This is a genomic window from Brucella sp. BE17 (assembly GCF_039545455.1).
Lineage (GTDB): Bacteria > Pseudomonadota > Alphaproteobacteria > Rhizobiales > Rhizobiaceae > Brucella.
This window is the reverse complement of sequence record NZ_CP154467.1, coordinates 1792501-1818642: the sequence shown is the minus strand read 5'-3', so window position 1 is coordinate 1818642 and position 26142 is coordinate 1792501. Positions and strand designations below refer to the sequence as shown.

Genomic DNA, 26142 nt, shown 5'->3' with positions numbered 1-26142 from the left:
AGCAAGCTGCTGTCGGCAAAATGCCGCTCATGAAATGGAAACTCTATCCGAGGCCCACTTCAATCGGTAGCACCTTAACTGATGTGCAATGAATTGTTATCGTCGCATACTATGCTCAACAACATTCCACAGCACGATGACCGCAATGAAGCCGATCAAAATGAAATCGAGCGTTTTGATATAGTGCAGATATTCCATAGCGCATCTCCTTCCCTGGGAGGGCGCAACGGTGTTTGTGCAGCAGGTGGTTTTGGGTTTTTATTGTTCGCAGAGTACTCTGTAGCCTTCTCCAAGGCTGAAAACGCACTTCTGCGAATTTCTTATCCACCCATCATTCGCTCTCCCTTGCGAGATGATAGCACAGTCAAAAAATATTCACAAATTGTTGAACTTGCGAGCTGCTTATTTGATTTGAAAGAAGTTTTTCTTAGGGAAATTACCCGTTGGGTTAAATATCGGTTCGAGAAAAAAACCGGCGCTCATGGCGCCGGTTTCTTATCATTCAAAAGCACCGTGACAGTGCTTGTATTTCTTGCCCGAACCGCACGGGCAGGCTTCGTTGCGGCTGATTTTGCCCCAGGTTGACGGATCACTCGGATCGCGTTCCGCCGACGCTATGGTGCGGTTGTCGTGCTGATGCTGCTCCCATGCGCCTTCGTCGAAATCATTTTCGCCAGTGGTGCCGTCGATGTGATGGCCGGTCATTGGGGGCAATTCCGGTTCTGGCGGGGCTTCGCGCACGATTTCCACGCGCATCAACTGCGAGATGACGACTTCGCGAAGACTGGCCAGCATCGATTGAAACAGCTCAAAACCTTCGGACTTGTATTCATTGAGCGGATCGCGCTGGGCATAGCCACGGAAACCGACCACGGAGCGCAGATGGTCGAGATTGACCAGATGTTCACGCCAAAGATTATCAAGCGACTGCATGATCACGGATTTCTCGACATAGGTCATGACCTGTGGGCCGAAACGTTCGGCCTTCTCCGCAGCAGCCTTGTCGGCGGCATCCTTGATGCGCGTCTCGAATTCCTCTTCCGCGATGCCTTCTTCCTTGGCCCAGTCTTCAACCGGCAGGTCAAGATTGAGTTTTTCGATCACGTCTTGCTTGAGGCCAGCAATATTCCACTTTTCCGCATAGGCATCTTTGGGAATATGCAGTGCGACCATGTCCTCGATGACCTCATGGCGCATTCCGGTCACGGTTTCGGTAAGATCTTCCTCATCCATCATTTCAAGCCGCTGCTCGAAGATCACCTTGCGCTGATCGTTCATGACGTCGTCATATTTGAGCAGGTTCTTGCGGATTTCGAAGTTGCGGGCTTCAACCTTGGTCTGGGCTTTTTCCAGTGCCTTGTTGATCCATGGATGAACGATTGCCTCGTCTTCCTTCAGCCCCAGCTTTTGCAGCATGCCGTCCATGCGGTTGGAGCCGAAAATGCGCATCAGGTCATCCTGAAGCGACAGGTAGAATTTTGAACGGCCCGGATCGCCCTGACGACCGGAACGACCGCGCAGCTGGTTATCGATGCGGCGGCTTTCATGGCGCTCGGTGGCAAGAACATAAAGACCGCCGGCAGCCAGTGCCTTTTCCTTCAGGCGTGCGATATCGGCCTTGATCTCGGTGATCTTGGCATCGCGTTCCGGGCCTTCGGGCACATCCGTCAGTTCCTCACGCACGCGCATTTCCAGATTGCCGCCCAGCTGGATATCAGTACCGCGACCGGCCATGTTGGTGGCAATCGTCACTGCACCCGGTACACCGGCCTGCGCGATGATAAAAGCTTCCTGTTCGTGGTAGCGGGCATTGAGAACCTGAAAATCCTTGACCCCTTCCTGACGCAGACGCTCGGCCAGAATCTCGGATTTTTCAATCGAGGTCGTGCCGACGAGGACCGGCTGGCCCTTTTCATGCGAGGCGCGGATATCCTTGACAATGGCGCGGTATTTTTCTTCAACGGTGCGATAGACTTCATCGTCTTCGTCGATGCGCAGCACCGGCAGATTGGTCGGAATTTCCAGAACGTCGAGGCCGTAAATATTGCCGAATTCTTCAGCTTCCGTTGCAGCCGTTCCGGTCATGCCCGAAAGCTTGGTATACATGCGGAAATAATTCTGGAAGGTGATCGAGGCCAGTGTCTGGTTTTCCGGCTGGATCGTAACATGTTCCTTGGCTTCGAGCGCCTGATGCAGGCCTTCGGAATACCGGCGACCGGGCATCATGCGACCGGTGAATTCGTCGATGATGACGATTTCATCGTTACGGACAATATAATCCTTGTCGCGCTGGAACAGCTTGTGCGCACGAAGCGCATTGTTGAGGTGATGGACGACCGAGACATTCTCGATGTCGTAAAGGCTTTCGCCCTTGAGGTGACCGGCGGCTTCGAGAAGCTGTTCAACCTTTTCGGTGCCGATCTCGGTGAAGATCGCAGTCTTCTGCTTTTCGTCGATTTCGAAGTCTTCCGGCTCAAGGGCCGGAATGAAGGTGTCGATAAGATTGTAGAAATCCGAGCGATCTTCCAGCGGGCCAGAAATGATCAGCGGTGTACGCGCTTCATCGATGAGGATCGAGTCCACTTCATCGACGATGGCATAGTTATGGCCGCGCTGTACCATCTGCGCGCGTTCATATTTCATATTGTCGCGCAGATAATCGAAACCAAGCTCGTTATTGGTCGCATAGGTAATGTCGCAGGCGTATGCTGCCTTGCGCTCGTCATCGTCAAGGCCGTGCTTGATGACACCGACGGTCAGACCGAGGAAGTTGTAAAGAACGCCCATGGTTTCGGCGTCGCGTGTCGCAAGATAGTCGTTGACGGTGACAACGTGAACGCCCTTGCCTTCCAGTGCATTGAGGTAAACCGGCAATGTCGCCATCAGCGTCTTGCCTTCACCGGTGCGCATTTCAGCGATGCCGCGTTCGTGCAGGACCATGCCGCCGACCAACTGCACATCGAAAGGACGCATGCCCAGCACGCGCTTGGCGGCTTCGCGTGCGGTTGCGAAAGCGTCAGGCAGCAAGGAATCGACGCTCTTTCCCGCGGCGAGGCTCGCGCGAAATTCCGCAGTCTTGGCCTGAAGCTGTTCATTGCTGAGCGTTTCGTAATTCTTTTCAAGCGCAGTAATCTGCTCTGCCCGCTGACGAAGGGTCTTTACGCGGCGGTCATTGGATGAACCGAATATCTTGCGGGCGAAGCCGCCAAAGCTGACCATCTCTGGTCCTTTCCTGTCCGTTCAGCCGGAAGCGCTTCCGGCAATGTCGAATGCTTTATTCACGCCTATTCAAACAAATGCAAGAAAAGCACTGAGCGAAAGCCGCCTTTTCAGGCGCTGTTGCGGTGCAATGCCCACCCGCCGCTTACAGAAAGCATCTAAAACTTCAAAATATCGACGTTTCTGTTGTCTGCCTCCAGCGCATTTCCGGATGCTAAAACCTGCCAGAAGCGGGCTTTTGCGCGGTAAATGTTCTGGACGCAAGGTCGAAGGACAGATAAGTGGGGCGTCAAGCGATGTCAACGTTGCTTGGAACGGCGCGAAAATTCGACATTTTCTGCCCGTCCGGCTCAATATGGTCGTGGCCGGGCCAAATTCTGCCGCATTCATCATGCCGGTAAATGGCCTCGAAGGAGTGAATCTTATATGAAATCCATCCTCAAACTATCTTCCCGCAAGGCCGTTGCCATTCTTGCCACGTCTGTTGCGCTTGCCGGTTTTTCAGGCACTGCCACTTTTGCCCAGGACGCGGCCCAGCCAGCGGATGCGGCACAAACCGCGGCCCAGCCTGCGGAAAAGGAAGATCCGTCCAAGGTTCTGGCGACCGTCAATGGCACGGATGTGACCGTTGGTGAAGTCGATCAGGCCGCTGGCGACCTTGATCCGCAATTCGCACGCCTGCCAGTTGAGCAGCGCCGTCTGGCAGCCCTTGCAGCCCTCATCGACATCAAGGTGTTGGCTGCGGAAGCACAAAAGGACAAGCTTGATCAGACGGACGAATTCAAGAAACGTCTGGAATTCTTGCGTGAACGCGCGTTGCATAATGAATATTTCAAGGACGTCATCGTCGACAAGATCAGCGATGACGAAGTCCGTACCCGTTATGACAAGGAAATCGCCGCAATTCCGCCGCAGGTCGAAGTGCGTGCCCGTCACATTCTGGTGAAGGACAAGGAAGAAGCCGCCGCGATTATCAAGAAGCTCGAAGGCGGTGCCAAGTTCGAGGACCTTGCCAAGGAAAGCTCGACCGATGGTTCGGCTGCAAATGGTGGCGATCTCGGCTATTTCAGCGAAGGCCAGATGGTCCCGGAATTCGAGAAAGCAGCACTTGCATTGAAACCCGGCGAATATACCAAGGAGCCGGTACAGACGCAGTTTGGTTTTCATGTCATCCAGCTTGAAGACCGTCGCACCAAGCAGCCGCCTTCGTTCGATGAAGTCAAGGAACAGATTCGTTCCATCGTCATGCGTGAGCGTTATGTCGCGACCGTCAAGGAACTGCGTGACGGTATGAAGATCGATTATAAGGATCCAGCCATCGACAAGGCGATGAAGGAAGCTGCTGCCGCACAGGACGAGGCTGCCAAGGGCGAAACGCCGGCAACCGAAACGCCAAAGCAGTAAATTTCTGCGAATGATCAAACGCCCCGGTCAAGCCTTGACGCTTTCCGGGGCGTTTTTGTTTTCAACGCGGTTTCCGCTTGATTTTGCGCTGTAAATCTTTCCAATGCGAGAGAATCACGCTTCCTGTTTTCGTCCCGGATTTACCCGATTTCCTTGAGGCCATCATGTCTGCGTCCGTATCGCCGCTTGCCCCCAAACATTACCCCACAATGCCCGCCATTCACGGTGTTCGCATCGCCACCGCCGAGGCGGGCATCAAATATAAGGGGCGAACCGATGTGATGCTGATGGTGTTTGATCAGCCTGCGGAAGTGGCTGGCGTTTTCACACGTTCACTGTGTCCGTCCGCGCCGGTCGATTTCTGCCGCCAGAGTCTCAAGCATGGCAAGGCGCGTGTAGTTGTGGTGAATTCCGGCAATGCCAATGCCTTTACCGGGAAAAAAGGTGCACAAGCCACCAAGGCCACAGCGGAAGCGGCGGCCAAGGCGATTGGCTGCAAGACGAGCGATGTGTTTTTGGCCTCGACCGGCGTGATTGGCGAACCGCTCGATGCATCGAAATTTTCGCATCTTTTGGGTAATATGGCGAAAGATGCGCGCGGCGATGCATGGCTTGATGCCGCCAAGGCGATCATGACTACCGACACCTATCCCAAAATCGTCACAGAAACTGTTTTGCTTGGACAGGTTCCCGTGACGATCAACGGTATCGCCAAGGGGGCGGGCATGATCGCGCCGGATATGGCGACCATGCTGTCCTTTATCGTTACCGACGCGCCGATTAAATCGGACGTGTTGCAAAGCCTGCTCTCGAAAGGTGCGGACAAGAGTTTCAATGCGGTGACGGTGGATAGCGATACCTCTACGTCTGACACCCTGATGCTGTTTGCAACGGGCAGTGCTGCCGAGCGCGGAGCGCCAAAGGTCACCGATAAGGACGACAAGCGACTGACCGAATTCAAAAAAGCGCTCAGGCGCATTTTGAAATCGCTGGCCCTTCAGGTCGTGCGCGATGGTGAAGGCGCACGCAAGATGGTGGAAGTTGAAGTCACGGGCGCAAAATCCGCGGTTTCTGCCAAGAAGATTGCACTTTCGATCGCCAATTCGCCGCTGGTGAAAACGGCAGTGGCGGGAGAGGACGCCAATTGGGGCCGTGTGGTCATGGCAGTTGGCAAGGCGGGGGAGCCCGCAGATCGCGACCTTCTGGCGATCTGGTTCGGCGATATTCGCGTGGCGCATCAAGGCGAACGTGATCCCGCCTATTCCGAAGATGCGACGTCCGATTACATGAAGGGCGAAGATATCCGTATTCGCGTTGATCTTGGTATCGGTCGCGGTAAGGCTACGGTATGGACCTGTGACCTGACCAAGGAGTATGTGGCGATCAACGGCGATTATCGTAGCTGACGGCCTAGGGACACAAGGATATGCCCAATCTCGCCGTTGTCCGCCAACTGGAAGCTGTGGGCTTTCGCGCATGGCCTGCCGGTTCAGTCCACTACGACGGCACATGGGCCATACGTTTGACACCGGCGCACCCATCCAAGCGACTTAACTCGGTCAATCCGCTTGATCCGGGCGATATACGCGATATTGCCAACCGTGTGGGAAGAGCGGTCGAACAGTTTCGAGCAGCTGGAAGGGCGCCGTGTTTCCGGCTCTCGCCACTTGCGCCGCACGCACTTGACGCGCATCTCGAAGCCCTTGGCTGGACGCGAAAGGAAGAAACCATCGTCATGACGGTCAATCTTACCAATGGCGAACTTTCCGATGCTTTCGATCTGGATCCGATTGCGGATATCCAGCGCTTCGCCGATACATCCGTTGCGATCCATGGCCATGCAGATACACTGCGCGCTGGTATTGTGGCGGTTCTCGATAGCATCCGTCTGAACAAGGGTATGTTTGTTCTTCAACAGGAAGGACGCTCGGTCGCAAGCACGATTTGCGTGCAGGATGGCGCGATGGCTGCGCTGTTTGATGTTGCGACCTTGCCTGATGAGCGGCGCAAGGGTTTTGGCAATAAAATTGTTGGTTCCGCGCTCAAATGGGCGGCTAATTGTGGTGCCAGAACCGCATGGCTGCAAATCGGTGCCGATAATGTGGCGGGCCTCAAAATTTATGAGCGGTTTGGTTTTAAGGAAGCCTATCGCTATTTCTACCGGGAGAGCAATGACAAATGAATGATCTGAAATCGCGCCCGATTATTCTGGTTGGTGCCGTTGCGCTGGTGGATTCTGATGGCCGGGTTTTGCTGGCCCAGCGCCCGGAAGGCAAGCAACTTGCAGGCCTGTGGGAGTTTCCCGGCGGCAAAGTTGAAGCAGGTGAAACACCCGAAGAAACGGTCATTCGCGAATTACAGGAAGAAATCGGTATCAAGACGAAGGTTGACTGTCTCGCACCGCTGACTTTCGCAAGCCACACCTATGAAAGCTTTCATCTTTTGATGCCGCTTTATATCTGTCGTCGATATGAAGGTATACCGCGCGGCCTTGAAGGGCAGGCACTGAAATGGGTGCGGCCAAAGGATATGCGTGATTATCCCATGCCGCCAGCCGATGAGCCGCTGATTCCGTTTCTGATCGATCTGCTTTAAGAAAGTTCCGGCACTTAATTGCGATTCTTTCCAATGCGTTAATCGATGATTCACTCCCTTGCGCCATGGTTCAAAAATAAGTGCGCTGGAGTGGGTCTATGAGTCTCGACAACAATTATTTCAGTCGATCCGTGAATGAAAATACGCCGGGACCGCTGTCGAAAGTGGGACGCGGTATGTTGCGCGTCGTTTTGTTGTTCGGCTCCGCCGCTTTTGCTCTTGCGCTGATCATTATCCCGATCCTCAGCGAGCAGGCCAACCGCAAGGCGGCGCAATCGGTCTTGCCGGATAATGTCGATCGCGTCATGACCGGATCGATCAAGCGCGATGGTCCACCGTGTGTCATTGCGACCAATGGCCTTCCAGCTGACACTTGTAACTAGTTTTCTTCTGCTTTTTTCAGAGCCTCGGCCAGTGATGTTTTGGCGGAACCCGGTTTCAGCGGTTTTTGCTGCGACTGGTGCGGTGCCCAACCGGAAAGCCAGATGGTAGAAAAGGTGGCGCGGATGCGGCCATCGGAATCGCTAAATCGTTCGGCATAAATTTCAGCGGCACGCAGGAAAAGGCGCTTTGAGACGGGCTTGCGCGAACGATCCCATAGCACATTTTGCATGCCCATGGCACGCAGATCGGCCATCAGGTTGAAGAGCGAATCATAGCGCACGGTTGCGTTTTCGACATCTGTCACCGGCAGGGCAAAACCTGCCCGCTGCAAAAGTCCACCGACATCGCGCACATCGGCGAAGGGAAAGACGCGCGGCGATGCGCCGCCGGTCAGTTCCACTTCGGCCTGAAGCAGGCTTTCACGTAATTCGCCAAGCGTCCCATTGCCGCTCAAGGCTCCCAGAAACAATCCATCCGGTTTTAAGGCGCGGGCGATCTGCAACATGACACCCGGCGTGTCATTGGTGGCGTGCATCGACATCAGCGAGACAATGAGATCAGCACTTGCGGGCTTGAGCGGCAGCGCTTCTTCGTCGCCGACAATACCCGCAAATGGGTCTGCCAGAAAAGCTTTGTCCTTCTCGATGCGAACGACTGTGTCTGCCTTGCCCGAACGCGCAATGGCGCTGGCTGCGAGACCCGTATGGCCGGCAAGATCGACCGCTACTTCAAAATGCCGCTCGACGGCATCAAGACGTTCTTCCAGATCGTCGGCTGCGCGGCGCAGAAGAAAATCCGCGTCGGTTATTCCACGTCTGAAAGCGCGGCGGCGAAAGGCGAGCAGAAGATCGCGGTCAAAAATTGCGCTTTCGGAAGCAGGCTTTTCATAGGCAGACTTTTCTTGGGCAGACATTGAAATCCACTTTTCTTTCTGACCATAATCGATAATCTCGTTTTGGGGATAAATGCATTCGGAAGGGGGCGAATGCAATGGCGGAACGGGGCATAGATCATCAAACCTTTTTGCGAAGGCTTTATTCTGCCGTGCGTGTTCCGCTAGGCAGGGTGGGGTGGGAGGCTGCCAATCTGCTTTTTCCTGCCGCCTGCATTGGTTGCCGCACGCATGTCTCGCAGCCCGGAACGCTCTGCCCGGATTGCTGGTCGGATTTACGGTTTATTGAGAAGCCCTATTGCCCGGTCTTCGGTACGCCATTCGCTTATGATTTCGGTGATGGTTTCAAGAGTGCCGAGGCGATTGCCGATCCACCACCGTTTCGCCGCCTGCGCTCGGCTGTGGTGCATAAAGGGGCCGCGCAGCGCATGGCCGTGGCGCTGAAATTTCATGACCGCACTGATCTGGCACCTTGGATGGCACGATGGATGCAGCGTGCAGGCCGCGAGCTGCTCGATGATTGTGATGTAATCCTGCCGGTGCCGCTGCATCGCTGGCGATTCTTACAACGTCGTTTCAACCAGTCGGCGGAGCTGGCGCGCGCTTTGTCGCAACTGGAGGCCAGACCCTTTGTGCCACAAGCTTTAAAGCGCATCAGGCGTACAGAGCGCCAGATCGGGCTTGGCATGAAAGAGCGCAAACGCAATGTCGATGGCGCGTTTCGTGCTCCCAAAGCGCACGAAATCCATGTGCGGGGACGTCGGGTCCTGCTGATCGATGATGTTTACACGACGGGTGCCACCGTCAAGGCTGCGACCCGCGCCCTTTTGCGCGGCGGTGCAAAAACCGTCGATGTTCTCACCTTCAGCCGCGTTCTGCCAGACTTGTGAGACCGGCAGGCCTTCCAGACAGGCATGTTTCTCATTATATAGGGTGCAACGAATGGAGTTTTTCATGGTTGATGTCACCATCTATACGCGTCCCGGCTGCCCTTATTGCACGCGCGCCGTCAATCTTTTGACCCGCAAAAATGTGGCATTCAAGGAGATCAGTGCGCTCGCACCGGACCTGCGTGCGGAGATGCAAGAGCGCTCGGGCCGCAATACATTTCCGCAGATATTTGTCGGCTCCGTACATGTCGGCGGATGCGATGATCTTTTTGAACTTGAATATGATCACAAGCTGGATCATCTGCTTGAAACTGGCGAATTGAAATAAGGATTTTTGGGAATGAGCATTTTCCGCGCCGCAGCCATTCAGATGCGTTCGGGCGTCGATATTGGACGCAATATCGAGGTGCTGGAAAAACAGGTTGCTGAAGCTGCCACCAAAGGTGCGCATTACGTGCAGACGCCCGAAATGACCGGAGCCTTGATGCGCGACCGCGAAGCTTTCAAGGCGACATTGCGCGATGAAGCCAATGATCCGGTGTTTGCGGCAGCTATGATCTTCGCCAAAAGGCACGGCATTTTCCTGCATATCGGCTCCACCGCGATTGCGAGAGCAGACGGAAAAATTGCCAATCGTGGCGCGATCTTCACGCCGAGCGGTGAAAAGCTGGTTACTTACGATAAGATCCACATGTTCGATGTCGATCTCGACAATGGCGAAAGCTGGCGCGAATCGGCCACCTACGAGCCGGGTCGGGAAACAGTTGTAGCTTCACTGCCTTTTGCCAATCTTGGCATGGCGATCTGCTACGATATTCGCTTTCCGCAGCTTTTCCGGGCACAGGCGCTGGCGGGAGCCAACGTGATTACGGGGCCTGCTGCATTTACAAAACAGACAGGCGAGGCGCACTGGCACGTTTTGCAGCGTGCGCGGGCCATTGAAAATGGTGCCTTCCTGATTTCTGCCGCGCAGGGCGGTGTGCATGAGGATGGCCGCGAAACCTATGGTCATTCGCTGATCGTGTCACCATGGGGAAAGATTTTGGCTGAGGCCGATCATAGTGAGCCGGATGTGATCCTTGCCGATATCGATGTGAGTGAAAGTGCGGCGGCACGGGTAAAGGTACCGAATTTGAAAAATGCGCGTGAGTTCACGCTGAAATCGGTTGCCGCAAAACAAACAGAGAGTGCGTAAATCTATGATCCGCTTTTCGCTTCACTGCGATCACGGCCATGATTTTGAAGGCTGGTTTCGCGACAATGCGGATTTTGACCGGCAGTCGGAACGCCAGCTTGTCGCCTGTCCGGTCTGCAACTCGCAAAATGTGCAGAAATCGCTTATGGCGCCTGCCGTATCGACCAACCGGCAGAAAGAAAAAATCGCGATTGCGTTGGGCGAAGCGCAGAAAAAAGTCCTCAATGAGATGCGCGATCTCAGCCGAAAGGTGCGCGAAAATGCGGATTATGTCGGCGATAAATTCGCCGAAGAAGCGCGAAAAATTCATTTTGGCGAAGCGGAAACACGCGGCATCTATGGCGAAGCCAGCCACGAGGACGTGCATTCATTGCTTGAGGATGGGGTGGACGTCTTGCCACTTCCGGTTTTTCCGGAAGACCAGAACTAACGCATTTGTGGTGACGGATTCAGATGTTTCCGGTTTGAAATTCTTATTGTAGCCGTTCAGCCAGCATCATGTAGTTTACATCCAGGTCGCGTGAGCGGCTCCAGCTGTCAGTCAGCGGATTATAGCTCACGCCGAGCTTGTCGATGATGGTGAGGCCGGATTTTGCAAGTGCGGTTTCCAGTTCCTGCGGACGCACCAGCTTGTCATATTGGTGTGTGCCGCGCGGCAACCAGCGCAACACATATTCAGCACCCAGGATCGCCAGCCCATAGGCCTTGAGCGTGCGGTTGATGGTGGCGACGAACATCAGCCCGCCGGGTTTCACCATCTCGCTGGTCGCCGACATGAAAAGATCGATGTCGGAGACGTGCTCGACCACTTCCATATTGAGCACGATATCGAATTTTTCTCCTGCCTCAGCCAGCGCTTCTGCGGTGGTGGCGCGGTAATCAACCTCGACGCCGCTTTGCGCGGCATGGATTTTGGCCACTTCAATATTGGTTTCAGACGCATCGGCGCCAATAACGGTTGCTCCCAGGCGTGCCATCGGTTCGCATAAAAGACCGCCGCCGCAGCCGATATCGAGTAGCCGCAAGCCTTCAAAAGGTTTTGGACTTTTGGGATCGCGACCGAATTTTTCGCAAATTTTTTCCTTGATATAGGCAAGCCGCGTCGGATTGAACTTGTGCAGCGGACGGAATTTACCCTGCGGGTTCCACCATTCAGCGGCAATGCGCGAAAAATGTTCGATCTCGGAAGCGTCGATTGTGGTGCGGGCGGTTTCGGTCATCATGTTCTCCTGACGGCGCTGCAACGTCTGTGCCGTGTTCTGCCTTCCAAGGTAGCGCCTTAAAGCGCATCCCGAAAAGTGCAAAGCGGTTTTCGAATAAGATGCGCGTTAAAACCAACCTTTAGAGCACCGATCTGATTTAATCACATCGAAACGCGCTCTAAAGTCAAGGAGCAAATCAATTTGCCGCTTTCATGGCTCAATCATACGAAGATGCGCAACACGGTCTTGCGGAGCCGCGACATTTTAGCTATGTGACCCCGGGTTTACCTGTCGCAAGATTATAATGTTTGAGCAGGTAAGAGTGTAATTTTCCAAACAGCGGGACCTCTCCTTCAATGGCGCGCATCGTGATGAAATTCGGCGGCACTTCGGTGGCCGATCTGGAACGCATCTATAATGTGGCGCGCCACGTCAAACGTGAGGTCGATGCAGGCAATCAGGTTGCCGTCGTTGTTTCTGCAATGTCCGGCAAGACCAATGAACTGGTCAACTGGGTGCAGAGCATGCCAAAAGTGTGCGGCGCAAGCTCGCCATTTTACGATGCCCGCGAGTATGACGCCATTGTCGCTTCCGGTGAATTGGTGACGAGCGGGCTTCTGGCAATCGCGCTGCAATCGATCGGCGTCGATGCGCGTTCATGGCAAGGCTGGCAGGTTCCGATCAGGACTGACAATGCGCATGGTGCTGCGCGCATTCAGGAAATCGACGGATCGGAAATGATCCGCCGCATGGAGATGGGGCAGGTTGCAGTTGTCGCCGGTTTTCAGGGCATCGGCCCGGATAATCGCGTTGCCACACTGGGACGCGGGGGCTCGGATACGTCCGCTGTGGCGATTGCCGCCGGTGTGAAGGCTGATCGCTGCGATATCTATACCGATGTGGATGGCGTTTATACCACCGATCCGCGCATCGAACCCAAGGCAAAGCGCCTGCCAAAGATTTCCTTTGAGGAAATGCTGGAATTGGCCTCGCTGGGTGCCAAGGTTCTGCAGGTTCGCTCGGTTGAACTTGCCATGGTGCACAAGGTGCGAACCTTTGTGCGCTCAAGCTTTACGGACCCCGATGCGCCGGGCATGGGTGATCCGATCAATCCGCCCGGAACGCTTATTTGCGACGAGGATGAAATCGTGGAACAGCAGGTCGTCACAGGTATTGCCTTTGCAAAGGATGAAGCGCAGATTTCGCTGCGGCGCGTGGCCGACAGGCCGGGCATTTCCGCAGCCATTTTCGGTCCGCTCGCCGAAGATCATATCAATGTCGATATGATCGTGCAGAACGTGTCGGAAGACGGTTCAAAGACCGATATGACGTTTACGGTTCCGACCGGCGACGTTGATAAGGCGCTTAAGGCTCTCGACAAGGTCAAGAACGAGATCGGTTTTGACAATATCCAGTCCGAAGGCGGCCTGGCCAAGATTTCGGTTATCGGCATCGGTATGCGCAGCCATACCGGCGTTGCCGCAACGGCCTTCAAGGCGCTTGCTGAAAAAGGCATCAATATCCGCGCGATCACCACATCGGAAATCAAGATTTCCATTCTGATCGACGGCCCTTATGCGGAATTGGCGGTGCGCACGCTTCACGCCGTCTATGGTCTCGATAAGTAGGGATGCGCTGTAGCGTTCCAAAACGGATTATTTCCGCCGATGAATTGTGATTGTGCCGCGCTTTATAACGAAGCGCGGCACTGCAACATTTCGAGAGGCGATATAATTTATGCTCAAAGCTCTGGACGCGGGTGTCAAAAATGCTCACAAAGGAATCAGCATAATGCTTCGTGAGCCGATAATGAGATTGGTTTATGAAAGCAGTTCGGACATCTGAAAGGAAACCCCGACGGTCATGCGTGATTTGACAACCGGTCCCCGCGTATTGCTCCGGCGATTGCGCGAATTGATGGCGGAGCCGCTTGAACCGCAGGATCGCCTCGACCGGATCGTTCGCGAAATCGCACAAAACATGGTGGCCGAGGTTTGCTCTTTCTATATTCTGCGTGCCGACGGCATGCTAGAGCTTTACGCAACCGAAGGTCTTAATCCGCAATCCGTGCATCTGGCGCAATTGCGGCTGGGAGAAGGTCTGGTCGGCACGATTGCTGCAAGTGCGCGTCCCTTGAACCTCACCGACGCACAAAGCCATCCCGCTTTTGCCTACCTGCCGGAAACCGGCGAAGAAGCCTATAATTCATTCCTCGGCGTTCCTGTTTTGCGTGCTGGCCGCACTTTGGGCGTTCTTGTCGTCCAGAACCAGACCAAGCGGGCATATCGCGAAGACGAGGTTGAAGCGCTTGAAACAACGGCGATGGTTCTGGCCGAAATTATTGCGTCCGGTGACGGGTTGCGCCTCTCGCGCCCGGGCATTGAGCTGGACCTCGGTCGCCCGATGAGTGTGACTGGCTATGCCTTTAATGACGGCATCGGACTCGGTCATGTCGTGCTGCATGAGCCACGCATCGTCGTGACCAATCTTTTCAACGAGGATAGTCAGGCCGAACTCGAGCGGCTCGCAGAAGCGCTTGGTTTCTTGCGCATTTCCATCGATGACATGCTGTCGCGCCGCGACGTTGCAGCGGAAGGCGAACACCGTGAAGTGCTCGAGGCCTATCGCATGTTTGCGCATGATCGCGGCTGGGTGCGGCGTCTGGAAGAAGCGATCCATAACGGGCTTACCGCTGAAGCTGCGGTTGAAAAGGTGCAGAGCGATACCCGCGCACGCATGGTGCACCTGACGGACCCCTATATGCGCGAGCGCTTGTCTGATTTCGACGATCTTGCCAATCGCCTGCTCAGGCAATTGATGGGCCGTGACGTCAAGACGATGGGTGAAACGCTTCTCAAGGATGCGATCATCGTGGCCCGCTCCATGGGCGCTGCCGAATTGCTTGATTATCCGCGTGAACGTCTGCGCGGAGTTGTTCTGGAAGATGGTGCCGCCACCAGCCATGTGGTGATCGTGGCGCGCGCGATGGGCATTCCGGTCGTAGGGCAGGCCAAGGGCGTGGTGTCCATGGCCGAAAACAACGATGCTGTCATTATCGATGGCGATGAGGGCATGGTGCATCTGCGCCCCCAGGCCGATCTCGAATCGGCTTACGCGGAAAAGGTGCGTTTCCGTGCGCGGCGTCAGGCGCATTATCGCGAATTGCGCGACAAACCGGCAATGACCGTGGACGGTGCAGAAGTTGCACTGATGATGAATGCGGGGCTGCTGGTAGACTTGCCGCAGCTCGCCGAATCGGGTGCGTCCGGTATTGGTCTGTTTCGTACAGAACTGCAATTCATGGTCGCATCGACTTTTCCGCGTGCCGAGCAGCAGGAGCGACTTTATCGCTCGGTGATCGAAGCGGCAAACGGCAAGCCAGTCACTTTTCGTACGCTCGATATCGGCGGCGACAAGGTATTGCCCTATTTCAGTGCCGCAGCCCATGAGGAAAACCCCGCCCTTGGTTGGCGGGCCATTCGCCTGACGCTTGACCGTCCGGGTCTGTTGCGCACGCAGTTGCGGGCACTCCTGAAAGCTTCGGGTGGCGGCGAGTTGCGCCTCATGCTGCCGATGGTGACGGAAGTCAGTGAGGTGAAGGCGGCACGCGAGATCATCGAGCGCGAAGTGCGACATCTTTCGAAATTTGCCCACAGCCTGCCCACGCGCATGAAGCTTGGGGCCATGGTCGAGGTGCCGGCATTGCTTTGGCAGCTCGATGAATTGATGACGATCGTCGATTTTGTGTCGATCGGCTCCAATGACCTTTTCCAGTTTCTGATGGCGGTCGATCGTGGCAATTCGCTGATTTCAAGCCGTTTCGATCAATTGTCTCCGGCCTTCCTGCGGGCGCTGCGCCATATTCTCGATGCAGGTGCGCGCAACAACACACCCGTCACGCTTTGCGGTGAAATGGCCGGTCGGCCATTGACCGCTATGGCGTTGATTGGCCTTGGCTTCCGCTCCATTTCCATGTCGGCGGCGGCAATCGGTCCAGTCAAGGCGATGCTGGCGTCCCTTGACGCGGGCAAGCTCAATGCGCTCTTGACCGAGAAACTGGACAAGCCGAACACTGCACATTCCCTGCGCGAGCTTTTGCTGCAATTTGCTGAAGACAACGATATTCCGTTATAGCGAAGCGCCTGGTTATTCTTGAGCGCATGCGCATTTTACGCGCTGCAGCCATTCTCCATACTAGCACGACGTTTCCCAGAATTTTTAGGACATGACATGATAGCCTTGCCGCAGGAGCGGATGGACCAGCTTTTGAAGCGGTTCTCGATGATTGAAAGCCAGATGGCCAACAATCCCGATTCCGATACCTATGTAAAACTTGCTTCCGAATATTCCGAATTGCAGGACGTCGTCGGTAAAATTCGTGATCTGAGCAACGCGCGCAAGGAAGCGAAAGATCTTGCCGCGATGCGCGATGATGCCTCAAGCGATGCCGAAATGCGCGCCTTGGCAACCGAGGAATTGCCCACGGTCGAAAAGCGCATCGAGGCGCTCGAGCAGGAAGTGCAGATTTTGCTGCTGCCGAAAGATGCCGCGGATGAGAAGAACGCCATTCTTGAAATCCGTGCTGGCACGGGCGGGCTGGAAGCGGCCCTTTTCGCCGGTGATCTGTTTCGTATGTATGAGCGTTATGCGGCTGAAAAAGGCTGGCGTGTCGAAATGGTGTCGGCGAGCGAAGGCGACGCGGGCGGCTATAAGGAAATTATCGCAACGGTTTCGGGCAAGGGCGTTTTCTCAAAGCTGAAATTTGAATCGGGCGTGCATCGCGTACAGCGCGTGCCCGAAACCGAGGGTGGCGGGCGTATCCATACCTCTGCCGCAACTGTCGCCGTGCTGCCCGAAGCCGAAGACATTGATATCGAAGTTCGCAATGAAGACATTCGTATCGACACCATGCGTGCGTCCGGTGCAGGCGGGCAGCACGTCAACACGACCGATTCGGCTGTGCGTATCACTCACATTCCAACCGGTATCATGGTTGTGCAGGCGGAAAAATCGCAGCACCAGAATCGCGCCCGCGCGATGCAGATTTTGCGCGCCCGGCTTTATGATATGGAACGCCAGAAAGCCGATAGTGAACGATCAGAATCGCGCCGCAGCCAGGTCGGTTCCGGCGACCGTTCGGAGCGTATTCGAACTTATAACTTTCCGCAGGGGCGTGTTACCGATCATCGCATCAATCTTACCCTCTACAAGCTCGACCGCGTGATGGTTGGCGAGTTGGACGAATTGATCGATGCGCTGATTTCCGATCATCAGACGGCGCTTCTTAGCGAGCTGGATGCATAATGGCTCAACGCCTCGATGCGCTGATGGCTGATACCCGCATGCGATTGCGGCAATCATCGAGTGAGACTCCCGATCTCGATGCACGGTTGCTCCTTGAATGGGCAACGGGTGCAACGCGGCTTGATCTTATTTCTACGCCGGAGATGCAGATTGAAGCGCATGCTTTAGCGCGTCTGCGCGAGGCCGTTGAGCGGCGCGTTGCTGGTGAGCCGGTGCATCGAATCCTTGGGGCCCGCGAATTTTATGGCCTGCCGTTTCAGCTTTCGCCCGCAACGCTGGAGCCGCGTGCCGATACGGAAGCGCTGGTGGAGCTTGTCATTCCAGGCCTTGAAACCTTGCTGAAAAAGCATCAACGTGTCGAATTGCTCGATATGGGAACAGGCACGGGCGCAATCGTGATTTCTCTTCTGCATCGTTTTGAGGCGCTGCACGGCGTGGGTGTGGATGTTGCGCAAGGCGCATTGGAAACGGCGCGAATCAATGCGTCAGCCAATGGGGTGAGCGAGCGCTTTGCAGCGCTTGAGAGCGACTGGTTTGGAAATGTGAGTGGGCGTTTTCATATGATCGTCTCAAACCCGCCCTATATTCCACATCAAGAGATTGCAGTTTTGTCACGCGAGGTGCGCGAGCACGATCCGCTTGCAGCCCTTGATGGCGGCGCAGATGGGCTTGATTTTTATCGCGCCCTTGCAGAACATGCAGGTGCATACCTATATGAAGGTGGTATGGTTGCCGTAGAGATCGGTGCCGGGCAATTTCAGGATGTCAAAGTGCTGTTTGAACAAGCGGATTTTTTGCTTGTGAGCCAAGGGTGTGATCTTGGTGGTCATCGCAGAGCACTGCTTTTTACACAAAACTGCGCATGTTGATTTTGATGTTTTCCAATTTGACAAAGCAGTGTGAAAAAAACACTTGGAATTTGCGGCGAAGCCGTTTAGTTTCCGGCCACCGTATATAGCCAGAATGGTTTTGCCCGCTTACGGGCGGTGGCGGAAATGCTCCATGATGTTTTAATATCATGCTCTCCCGGGGTTTTATTCTTTGGAGATGGCTCGTACGGAAGGTCACGACTTTCAGGCATGGTCCCGAAGAGCAATGCTTTTCGAGAATGACCTTGCATAGTGTAACCGCGCGGTTTCGGGCGTCCTTTTGGCCGTGCGGAGCTTAGGAACAGTCGATGCGCAGGAAGTTTCAGGGCGTGCTTCCTCCTAGGCTAAATAGCAAGAAACCAGTGGATTATTTGTCCCGGTGTTTTTACGTCCTTTAATCTGAAAAGAGATGAATATGAGGCCAGCACAGCAGAACAGGCGCATGCGCGGACGGGGGAATAACAACAATAATAATAACAACCGCAAGGGCCCCAATCCTCTGTCACGCAATTATGAGAGCAATGGACCCGACGTAAAGATTCGCGGCAATGCGCAACATATTGCAGAAAAATATACGACACTTGCCCGTGATGCTCAGGCGTCCGGTGACCGTGTCATTGCTGAGAACTATCTTCAGCACGCGGAACATTACAACCGCATCATTATGGCTGCGATGGCGCAGAATCCCGCGCCGATACAGCAGCGCGAAGAAAGTTTTGACGATTACGACGATGACGACAACGGTTTTGCGCCTGCGGTCGCTCAAGAGCCTCGTCCTGTCAACGGTTCCGGCCCGCAGCCGGTGATCGAAGGCACCCCTGCCGAAGTCGTCTATGGCGAAGAGGCTGGGTCCAGCGAAGGACGCGGCACCCGTGATCGTGAGAATCGTCGTCCCGGTCGTGGTCGTCGTCCACAGCGTGAACGCTTCAATTCCGACGATCAGCCGCGCCAGACCGCTGAACCTCAGCCCGCAGGCGAAGCTGTTGCCGCGCAGGAGGCAGCGCCTGTCGTAGCAGAAGCAGCGCCTGCAGTAACAGAAGCTGCTCCGGTCAAAGAGAGTGTTGAGGCACCCGTCGTTGCACCTGTGGAAGTGCCTGTCGCAGCTCCAGTCAAGGCCAGAGCTGCAGCTAAGGCTAAAGAGGAAGTCAAGGCTAAAGAGGAAGTCAAGACTGACGAGGAAGCAACGGCTACACCGCGCCGTGTTACGCGTCGTCCGGGGCGTCCGCGCCGCGTTGCCAAGGACGAGGATACGGCCAAGGAAGCGCCTGCTCCGGAAGCTGCTGCTTCCGACGCCTGAGAACGTCTCTTTGGACGCAATAAATGGATTGGAAATGGCGCGGTTTTCCGCGCCATTTTTATTTGTCCGATCGCGCCCTCTGTGCTCTTGCCGAACAACATTTATAATCCCATATCCAATGCGTAACCGGACCTGCTTTCCTTGAGGAGGTCGGCCCGGGTAGATGAGAAGCTCGCCCAAGCGGGGGCTTCGTCACCCAACATCTTTCGGTGCCTTTAAGGGCCGAAGGGCAAAGGAGACATGATGAATATCGAAAAATACAGCGAACGCGTTCGTGGTTTTATCCAGTCGGCGCAGGGGTTCGCCCTTTCTTCAGGTAATCAGCAATTTACGCCCGAACATGTGCTGAAAGTTCTCGTCGATGACGATGAAGGACTTGCGGCATCTCTGATCGAACGCGCAGGCGGGCGAATGGCCGATGTGCGTCTGGCCTTGCAGAGCGCGCTTGAAAAGCTACCAAAAGTATCGGGCGGCAACGACCAGCTTTATCTGTCGCAGCCGCTAGCCAAAGTGTTTACGCTTGCCGAAGAACTGGCAACCAAGGCGGGCGATAGTTTTGTGACCGTTGAACGGCTTTTGACCGCTCTGGCAATCGAAAAATCTGCAAAAACCTCTGACATTCTTTCTGCCGCTGGCGTCACTGCGACGGCGCTGAACAAGGTTATCAATGATATGCGTAAAGGTCGTACCGCCGATTCCGCTTCCGCCGAAAGCAATTATGATGCGCTGAAGAAATATGCGCGCGATCTGACGGAAGATGCACGTGCGGGCAAGCTTGATCCGGTCATTGGCCGCGATGAGGAAATCCGTCGCACGATTCAGGTTCTTTCACGCCGCACCAAGAACAATCCGGTGCTGATCGGTGAGCCTGGTGTCGGTAAAACCGCCATTGCCGAAGGTCTGGCGCTGCGCATCGTCAATGGTGATGTGCCCGAATCGCTCAAAGACAAGCAGTTGATGGCGCTCGACATGGGCGCGCTGATTGCCGGTGCGAAATATCGCGGCGAATTCGAGGAACGCCTCAAGGCCGTTCTTTCCGAAGTCCAGACGGCAGCGGGTCAGATCATTCTTTTCATCGATGAGATGCACACGCTGGTGGGTGCCGGCAAGACTGATGGCGCGATGGATGCATCAAACCTGCTCAAGCCTGCGCTTGCACGTGGTGAATTGCACTGCGTTGGTGCGACGACGCTCGAAGAATACCGCAAATATGTCGAAAAGGATGCAGCCCTTGCCCGCCGCTTCCAGCCGGTCTTCGTCGATGAGCCGACGGTGGAGGATACGATTTCGATCCTGCGCGGTCTGAAAGAGAAATACGAGCAGCATCATAAGGTTCGCGTTTCCGACTCAGCACTGGTTTCGGCTGCCACCCTGTCTAACCGCTATATCACCGACCGCTTTCTTCCCGACAAAGCTATCGACCTTGTCGATGAAGCGGCATCGCGTCTGCGCATGCAGGTCGATTCCAAGCCCGAGGAGCTCGACGAGATCGACCGTCGTGTCATGCAGTTGAAAATCGAGCGTGAAGCGCTGAAGGTGGAAACCGATACGGCGTCAAAAGATCGTTTGCAGCGACTGGAAAAGGAACTGACAGACCTCGAAGAGGAGTCGGCGGAACTGACCGCCAAATGGCAGGCGGAAAAGCAGAAGCTCGGCCTTGCTGCAGATCTCAAGCGTCAGCTCGAGGAAGCGCGCAATGCACTTGCCACAGCGCAGCGCAATGGTGAATTCCAGAAGGCGGGTGAACTGGCCTATGGCACTATCCCGCAGCTCGAAAAGCAGCTGGTCGATGCTGAAAGCAGCGAGAATAAAGGTTCTTTGCTGGAAGAAACCGTGACACCTGATCATGTGGCGCAGATCATTTCGCGCTGGACAGGCATTCCTGTGGACCGGATGCTCGAAGGCGAACGCGAAAAACTCCTTAGAATGGAAGACGAACTCGCCAAGCGGGTTATCGGGCAGGGCGAGGCGGTGCAGGCGGTTTCCAAGGCGGTGCGTCGTGCGCGTGCCGGTCTTCAGGACCCGAACAGGCCAATCGGTTCGTTCATTTTTCTTGGCCCAACGGGTGTCGGCAAGACGGAACTAACCAAAGCGCTTGCCTCATTTCTGTTTCAGGACGACACGGCTATGGTTCGTATCGATATGTCGGAATTCATGGAAAAGCATTCCGTGAGCCGTCTGATCGGTGCACCTCCCGGCTATGTCGGCTATGAGGAGGGCGGAACCCTGACGGAAGCCGTGCGTCGCAGGCCTTATCAGGTGGTCCTGTTCGACGAGATCGAAAAGGCGCATCCTGACGTCTTCAACGTGCTTTTACAGGTGCTCGATGATGGGCGACTGACCGACGGGCAGGGGCGAACGGTCGATTTCCGCAACACCGTCATCATTATGACCTCCAATCTCGGCGCTGAATATCTGGTCAATCTCGGTGAGAATGACGCGGTGGAAAGTGTTCGTGATGAGGTTATGGGTGTGGTGCGCGCTGCGTTCCGCCCGGAATTTTTGAACCGTGTCGACGAGATCATCCTGTTTCACCGGCTGCGCCGTCAGGATATGGGGGCGATTGTCGATATTCAGGTTGAGCGTTTGCAGACGCTTCTTACAGATCGCAAGATTGAACTTGAACTTGAAGGCGATGCTCGTGAATGGCTTGCGAACAAGGGCTATGATCCAGCCTATGGTGCGCGTCCCTTGAAGCGCGTGATTCAGAAAGAGGTTCAGGATCCGCTTGCAGAGCGCATTCTGCTTGGTGATGTTCTCGACGGTTCCATCGTCAAGATCACAGCAGGATCCGACAGGCTCAATTTCCGTCCGATACGTGATACTCTCGACCCCGATCTACAGGATGAAAGTATCGACGCCTGACATTTGACTGCTTTTGTTTGAAGAGCGCCGCATCCTGCAGGATGCGGCGTTTTTCTTCATAATAGTTGGTAGTCGACGCTCGTGAACCAATTCGATTTTTGGAAGTTTCATAAAATTGGTCGTTATGTGGCCATTTTCACGTCCAGTTCATCTGGCATCTGTTTAATCTTGGATAATGGGTTGTTAACTATATTAACGGCATCCATGGTCCAATGATCATCTGGGATTCCTTCATGACGCATTCGGTTCGCTTGTTTCGTTTTGTTCTGCTGGCTTTCGCCACCTTGCCGTTTGGTGCCACGGCTGTTTTTGCTCAAGAAGAGGACGCAGGTCTTTTCAGCAAAACCTCTGTGCAACTGGCGCAGCTTTATGATCCGGGTGAGGAAGTTTACCACGACCGACGCGTGCGTGTTTATATTGATGAGTATGGGCGCCGTGTGACGATGGACCGTCGTGGACGCATCAAATTGGTCGTTATGTGGCCATTTTCACGTCCAGTTCATCTGGCATCTGTTTAATCTTGGATAATGGGTTGTTAACTATTATTAACGGCATCCATGGTCCAATGATCATCTGGGATTCCTTCATGACGCATTCGGTTCGCTTGTTTCGTTTTGTTCTGCTGGCTTTCGCCACCTTGCCGTTTGGTGCCACGGCTGTTTTTGCTCAAGAAGAGGACGCAGGTCTTTTCAGCAAAACCTCTGTGCAACTGGCGCAGCTTTATGATCCGGGTGAGGAAGTTTACCACGACCGACGCGTGCGTGTTTATATTGATGAGTATGGGCGCCGTGTGACGATGGACCGTCGTGGACGCATCCTGAATGTCGAGGATGCCAATACATACGACCGCAGCAGCAATAATGATCCGTATTACGGGCGCGCTCCCGTTGAAGGTGACATGAATGGTCCAGTGGGTGGTGGCGCACCGTATGACGGTTTCGGTGATGTACCGGAAGACCCGAATTATTATCCCGACGCGCCGTCTGCACCGCCTTATGGCGGAAACCGCGATGGTCAGGTGCAGCGCTCGGAACTTCCGCCGTCAGGCGGCGATTATCAAAATCCTGATTCCGCCAGCGTCGACCCCAATTATGGGCGCCGTCCAGATTATGAACAGTCGCGCGCCACGCCCCACCCCGATGATATGACACCAGCTATTGAAATGCCGAAGGGTGAGGGGGCCAAGGCGAAGATCGCAGCCTTCCAAATCCTGCTCGACCGAGCAGGCGCTTCACCCGGTGTTATCGACGGGCGTTCGGGCAGCAATGTCGACAAGGCTGCGGCGGCCTATGGCGAGATGACCGGGAGGGTCATCAATCCAGGCGACGAGGCTGCAGTCAATGCGGAGCTTGAGGCGACGGGCGGCGCGGCCTTCAGCGAGTATACGATTACCAACGAGGATGTGGGGCGGCAATATGTGGCGTCGATCCCGGACGATTACGCGCACAAGGCACAGCTTCCCGCAATGGCTTATACGTCGGTTACGGAGATGCTCGGTGAGAAGTTCCACATCGATGTCGCTTATCTCAAGGAACTCAATCCGGGCGTGAATTTCAATCAGCCGGGATCGATCATAAAGGTACCCAATCTCGGTAAACCGGTTCGTGCAAAAGTGGCGAGGATCATTGCCGATAAGGCACGCAAACAGGTTCGCGGTTATGACGAGAACGGTAAGCTCGTTGTCGCTTATCCTTCGACCATCGGATCGTCAGACACACCTTCGCCATCCGGCATCGTGGAAGTAACGCGCATCGCGATCAATCCAAACTACACCTATAATCCGAAGCTGAACTTCAAGCAGGGCAACAATGACAAGGTGCTGACCATCCCTCCGGGGCCGAACGGGCCGGTGGGAACGGTATGGATCGCGCTTTCCAAGCCAACCTATGGAATTCACGGAACGCCCGAACCCTCAAGGATTGGCAAGACCTCCAGCCATGGGTGTGTCCGTTTGACCAACTGGGACGCCGAAGAGCTTGCCAAGCTTGTCAAGGCTGGTGTGACTGTGGAGTTCAGCGAATAAATCATTGGGTCAAAAGGAAGCCTTATGCCCGAAGATACTAACTTCGGTTAAAGATCAGCTTCTCGCCGATGCATTGGCGGCAACTTTTGTACCGTTCTCGTCACTGTTGAGCAAAGCGTCAATGCGATTGCGTTCCTGTTTGAAGACCTGCAATTCTTTGCCCTTCAAGGCTTTGTTGTCAGGCAGACGAATGCGAAGCGGATCAACCTTCGTACCGTTAACGATCAGCTCATAATGAAGATGAGGTCCTGTCGAAAGCCCGGTGGAGCCGACATAACCGATAACCTGCCCCTGACGCACGCGCGCACCGGCGCTTACGCCGCGAGCGATTGCGTTCTGGTGATTATAGCTGGTGACATATCCATTGGCGTGTCTGATCAATGTCTGGTAGCCATAGCCATTGGTCCATCCCGCTTTCTCTACAGTGCCGTTACCCGTAGCAATGATCGGTGTGCCGCGAGGCGCTGCCCAGTCAACACCACTGTGCATGCGGCTATAGCCCAGAATCGGGTGTCGACGCATGCCGAAGGGAGAGCGGAATACGCCGTTGGGAACCGGGTTGCGTAGCAGAAACTGCTTTGCGCTCTTACCGTTCTGGTCGAAATAATCGACGCTGCCGTCCGATCCCTGATAACGGTAGAATTTGCGCGTGGTGCCGCCAAAGGTTGCCGCAACGTAGAGAAGCTGCGAATCGCTGTCCGCCTTGCCTTCATTGGACGCGTCGTCTGGCAGTGAGAAAAACGCATCAATATTATCGTTTGGAGCCAATTGTGCCTGAAGATCGACATCACTGGCCAACATTTTGACGAGCTGCTCACGCATTGTTTCCGTCATGCCATAGGCAAGGGCGGCGCGGCTGATGCCATCATAGGCGGTCGGTAGTTTGCCGCGAATAGCCGCTGGTAGCGCATTGCCATCAAAGGCAGTTTGCAAAAGCGGTGTCGCTTCGGGCTCGTCGGAAGGCACATATTGCTGACGATCATTAAGCGCAACCGTGACGAGATGTGTGGTGCCATTATATATGCTCGCCCGCACGATGTGATCTGCACCCTTACCGGTTTCTGTCCCAATACGCAGGATGCTACCCTGTTTCAGGCGGGGTGAATTCATCAGCCTCGTTAGCGCGTCGACAATTTGTGCAGTGTTTTCCCCATTATAACCCGCATCTTCTAGCGTCTGCGCAATCGCTGCCGTACGCCGGAAAGGAATGAGTTCCTCAGAAAAACCATCGCTGGTTTCTTCATCATTAACACGGGGCGTAACGCTTACGTTTTCCTGTGTAATCTTCACGCCGAGCGGGGGGCTTAGTGTAAAAGACGAATCGCTGCCGCCAAAGCGAGCCGGGTCTACATAATGCAAGGAGGCTACCTGAACATCACCATCGGTGAGCAGGCTACCCGTATCGCGGACGACCGTTTCGACTTCATCGACGGAAAGATTGCTGGAAGCATCAAAGGCCGCGCTGTTCAGCGGAAAATCGACCATCTGCAGGCTGACTTCACTTTCAACTTTGGCACCGTATATTTGCCCGGCGTCGGTTGGTTGCGGTGCTGCCGGGCCTTCTGAAAAAACGGTCAATGCGTTGAATGGCGGATATTTACGATTGATTGGATAATCGACCGCCAAGGTCATACTGACCAGTTCAAAGGGTCGCGTGCGAATAACCTCACGTTCGCCGACTTTCTGCATGGTCGAAAGATCAAAGCGGCGGCGGTCACGCGGTTGTTGGGTGGAAACTGCGCTGACAAGGCGTCCGCCCTTAGTGACTGGATTTCCACCAGTTGCGCCCGGCATATCGTCCCGCACCAGAATTTCAGGAGGCGTCGCCAATTGTTCTCGCCCATCAAGAGCCGCAAAAAGCGCAACGCCGATCAGCATACAGGACGTTACGCCCGTCAAAAATGTTCCGGCAAGCCATCGCGCCGATACTTCGCGACGATCAGGCGGTCGACGTCGACCGCCAGCATTGAGCGGGGGCTCGTCACCCGGATCGAGATTGTTCG

General features: G+C 54.9%; 22 protein-coding genes and 1 pseudogene (1 of these 23 only partly in view). 19 read left to right on the top strand and 4 right to left on the bottom strand.

Annotated elements, in window-relative coordinates; translation table 11 throughout:
* Positions 1 to 111: 111 nt before the first annotated feature.
* Entirely contained in the window at positions 112 to 585 is a 474-nt protein-coding gene (locus tag AAIB41_RS08810) for a hypothetical protein (RefSeq protein WP_343312926.1), read from the top strand.
* Here the strand turns inward: AAIB41_RS08810 and secA are convergent.
* Positions 499 to 3219: a preprotein translocase subunit SecA gene (gene secA / locus AAIB41_RS08805; protein WP_343312925.1), complete on the bottom strand. Its 2721-nt coding sequence runs from the start codon at positions 3217 to 3219 to the stop codon at positions 499 to 501. The genes AAIB41_RS08810 and secA overlap by 87 nt on opposite strands.
* A gap of 43 nt (positions 3220 to 3262) precedes the next feature.
* Here secA and AAIB41_RS08800 point away from each other — a divergent pair, with 43 nt between their 5' ends.
* From AAIB41_RS08800 to AAIB41_RS08775, 6 genes are all read left to right on the top strand, one after another.
* Positions 3263 to 3649, top strand: coding sequence for a hypothetical protein (locus AAIB41_RS08800; protein ID WP_343312924.1), 387 nt, complete (start codon positions 3263 to 3265; stop codon positions 3647 to 3649).
* On the top strand, positions 3646 to 4623 hold the full coding sequence (locus AAIB41_RS08795; RefSeq protein WP_343312923.1) for a peptidylprolyl isomerase: 978 nt from the start codon (positions 3646 to 3648) through the stop codon (positions 4621 to 4623). The genes AAIB41_RS08800 and AAIB41_RS08795 overlap by 4 nt, the downstream gene beginning before the upstream one ends.
* Before the next feature lie 164 nt (positions 4624 to 4787).
* Positions 4788 to 6029 carry a bifunctional glutamate N-acetyltransferase/amino-acid acetyltransferase ArgJ gene (argJ, locus tag AAIB41_RS08790; RefSeq protein ID WP_343312922.1) on the top strand — a complete coding sequence of 414 codons (1242 nt, stop codon included), beginning with the start codon at positions 4788 to 4790 and terminating at the stop codon, positions 6027 to 6029.
* A 20-nt stretch (positions 6030 to 6049) separates the two neighbouring features.
* Positions 6050 to 6805 (top strand): GNAT family N-acetyltransferase, encoded by a 756-nt coding sequence (locus AAIB41_RS08785; protein WP_343312921.1) that lies wholly within the window; start codon positions 6050 to 6052, stop codon positions 6803 to 6805.
* Positions 6802 to 7218, top strand: a complete 417-nt coding sequence (gene mutT / locus AAIB41_RS08780; RefSeq protein ID WP_343312920.1) for an 8-oxo-dGTP diphosphatase MutT — start codon at positions 6802 to 6804, stop codon at positions 7216 to 7218. Before AAIB41_RS08785 ends, mutT begins: the two co-directional genes overlap by 4 nt.
* A 98-nt stretch (positions 7219 to 7316) precedes the next feature.
* Positions 7317 to 7601 carry a hypothetical protein gene (locus AAIB41_RS08775; protein WP_343312919.1) on the top strand — a complete coding sequence of 95 codons (285 nt, stop codon included), beginning with the start codon at positions 7317 to 7319 and terminating at the stop codon, positions 7599 to 7601.
* Here AAIB41_RS08775 and AAIB41_RS08770 read toward each other — a convergent pair.
* The gene (locus AAIB41_RS08770; protein ID WP_343312918.1) at positions 7598 to 8515 is read right to left on the bottom strand and encodes a methyltransferase domain-containing protein; all 918 of its coding nucleotides are present in this window, start codon (positions 8513 to 8515) and stop codon (positions 7598 to 7600) included. The genes AAIB41_RS08775 and AAIB41_RS08770 overlap by 4 nt on opposite strands.
* Positions 8516 to 8592: 77 nt before the next feature.
* On the opposite strand from AAIB41_RS08770, the gene AAIB41_RS08765 reads away from it, so the two are divergent.
* The 4 genes from AAIB41_RS08765 (at position 8593) to AAIB41_RS08750 (ending at position 11009) form a co-directional block, all read left to right on the top strand.
* Positions 8593 to 9384: a ComF family protein gene (locus AAIB41_RS08765; protein ID WP_343312916.1), complete on the top strand. Its 792-nt coding sequence runs from the start codon at positions 8593 to 8595 to the stop codon at positions 9382 to 9384.
* 64 nt (positions 9385 to 9448) lie between these two features.
* Entirely contained in the window at positions 9449 to 9712 is a 264-nt protein-coding gene (gene grxC, locus AAIB41_RS08760; protein WP_343312915.1) for a glutaredoxin 3, read from the top strand.
* A gap of 12 nt (positions 9713 to 9724) precedes the next feature.
* A complete protein-coding gene (locus AAIB41_RS08755) occupies positions 9725 to 10579 on the top strand; it encodes a carbon-nitrogen hydrolase family protein (RefSeq protein WP_343312914.1) in 855 nt (284 codons plus the stop codon).
* A 4-nt stretch (positions 10580 to 10583) separates the two neighbouring features.
* Positions 10584 to 11009 carry a DUF1178 family protein gene (locus AAIB41_RS08750; protein ID WP_343312913.1) on the top strand — a complete coding sequence of 142 codons (426 nt, stop codon included), beginning with the start codon at positions 10584 to 10586 and terminating at the stop codon, positions 11007 to 11009.
* Between the two features lie 43 nt (positions 11010 to 11052).
* Here the strand turns inward: AAIB41_RS08750 and ubiG are convergent, their stop codons facing one another.
* A complete protein-coding gene (ubiG, locus tag AAIB41_RS08745) occupies positions 11053 to 11799 on the bottom strand; it encodes a bifunctional 2-polyprenyl-6-hydroxyphenol methylase/3-demethylubiquinol 3-O-methyltransferase UbiG (protein ID WP_343314719.1) in 747 nt (248 codons plus the stop codon).
* 338 nt (positions 11800 to 12137) lie between these two features.
* Between ubiG and AAIB41_RS08740 the strand changes: the two genes are divergently transcribed.
* The 8 genes and pseudogenes from AAIB41_RS08740 (at position 12138) to AAIB41_RS08705 (ending at position 24139) form a co-directional block, all read left to right on the top strand.
* Positions 12138 to 13409: an aspartate kinase gene (locus tag AAIB41_RS08740; protein WP_343312912.1), complete on the top strand. Its 1272-nt coding sequence runs from the start codon at positions 12138 to 12140 to the stop codon at positions 13407 to 13409.
* Positions 13410 to 13644: 235 nt separating this feature from the next.
* On the top strand, positions 13645 to 15915 hold the full coding sequence (ptsP, locus tag AAIB41_RS08735; protein ID WP_343312911.1) for a phosphoenolpyruvate--protein phosphotransferase: 2271 nt from the start codon (positions 13645 to 13647) through the stop codon (positions 15913 to 15915).
* 96 nt (positions 15916 to 16011) lie between these two features.
* Positions 16012 to 17085, top strand: a complete 1074-nt coding sequence (prfA, locus tag AAIB41_RS08730; RefSeq protein WP_343312910.1) for a peptide chain release factor 1 — start codon at positions 16012 to 16014, stop codon at positions 17083 to 17085.
* Positions 17085 to 17954 (top strand): peptide chain release factor N(5)-glutamine methyltransferase, encoded by an 870-nt coding sequence (prmC, locus tag AAIB41_RS08725; RefSeq protein WP_343312909.1) that lies wholly within the window; start codon positions 17085 to 17087, stop codon positions 17952 to 17954. The genes prfA and prmC overlap by 1 nt, the downstream gene beginning before the upstream one ends.
* Positions 17955 to 18369: 415 nt before the next feature.
* Positions 18370 to 19251: a DUF4167 domain-containing protein gene (locus AAIB41_RS08720; protein WP_343312908.1), complete on the top strand. Its 882-nt coding sequence runs from the start codon at positions 18370 to 18372 to the stop codon at positions 19249 to 19251.
* A gap of 243 nt (positions 19252 to 19494) precedes the next feature.
* Complete coding sequence (gene clpB / locus AAIB41_RS08715) at positions 19495 to 22116, top strand: ATP-dependent chaperone ClpB (protein WP_343314718.1); 2622 nt, start codon at positions 19495 to 19497, stop codon at positions 22114 to 22116.
* Between the two features lie 251 nt (positions 22117 to 22367).
* A pseudogene (locus AAIB41_RS08710) lies at positions 22368 to 22580 on the top strand (L,D-transpeptidase); the annotation flags it as partial.
* A gap of 122 nt (positions 22581 to 22702) precedes the next feature.
* Positions 22703 to 24139, top strand: a complete 1437-nt coding sequence (locus tag AAIB41_RS08705) for a L,D-transpeptidase (protein WP_343312907.1) — start codon at positions 22703 to 22705, stop codon at positions 24137 to 24139.
* A 54-nt stretch (positions 24140 to 24193) separates the two neighbouring features.
* Here AAIB41_RS08705 and AAIB41_RS08700 read toward each other — a convergent pair whose 3' ends face one another.
* On the bottom strand, positions 24194 to 26142 hold the 3' portion of the coding sequence (locus AAIB41_RS08700) for a M23 family metallopeptidase (RefSeq protein ID WP_343312906.1). 16 nt of this gene lie beyond the right edge of the window; only the last 1949 of its 1965 coding nucleotides appear in the window; its start codon lies off the right edge, out of view; its stop codon occupies positions 24194 to 24196.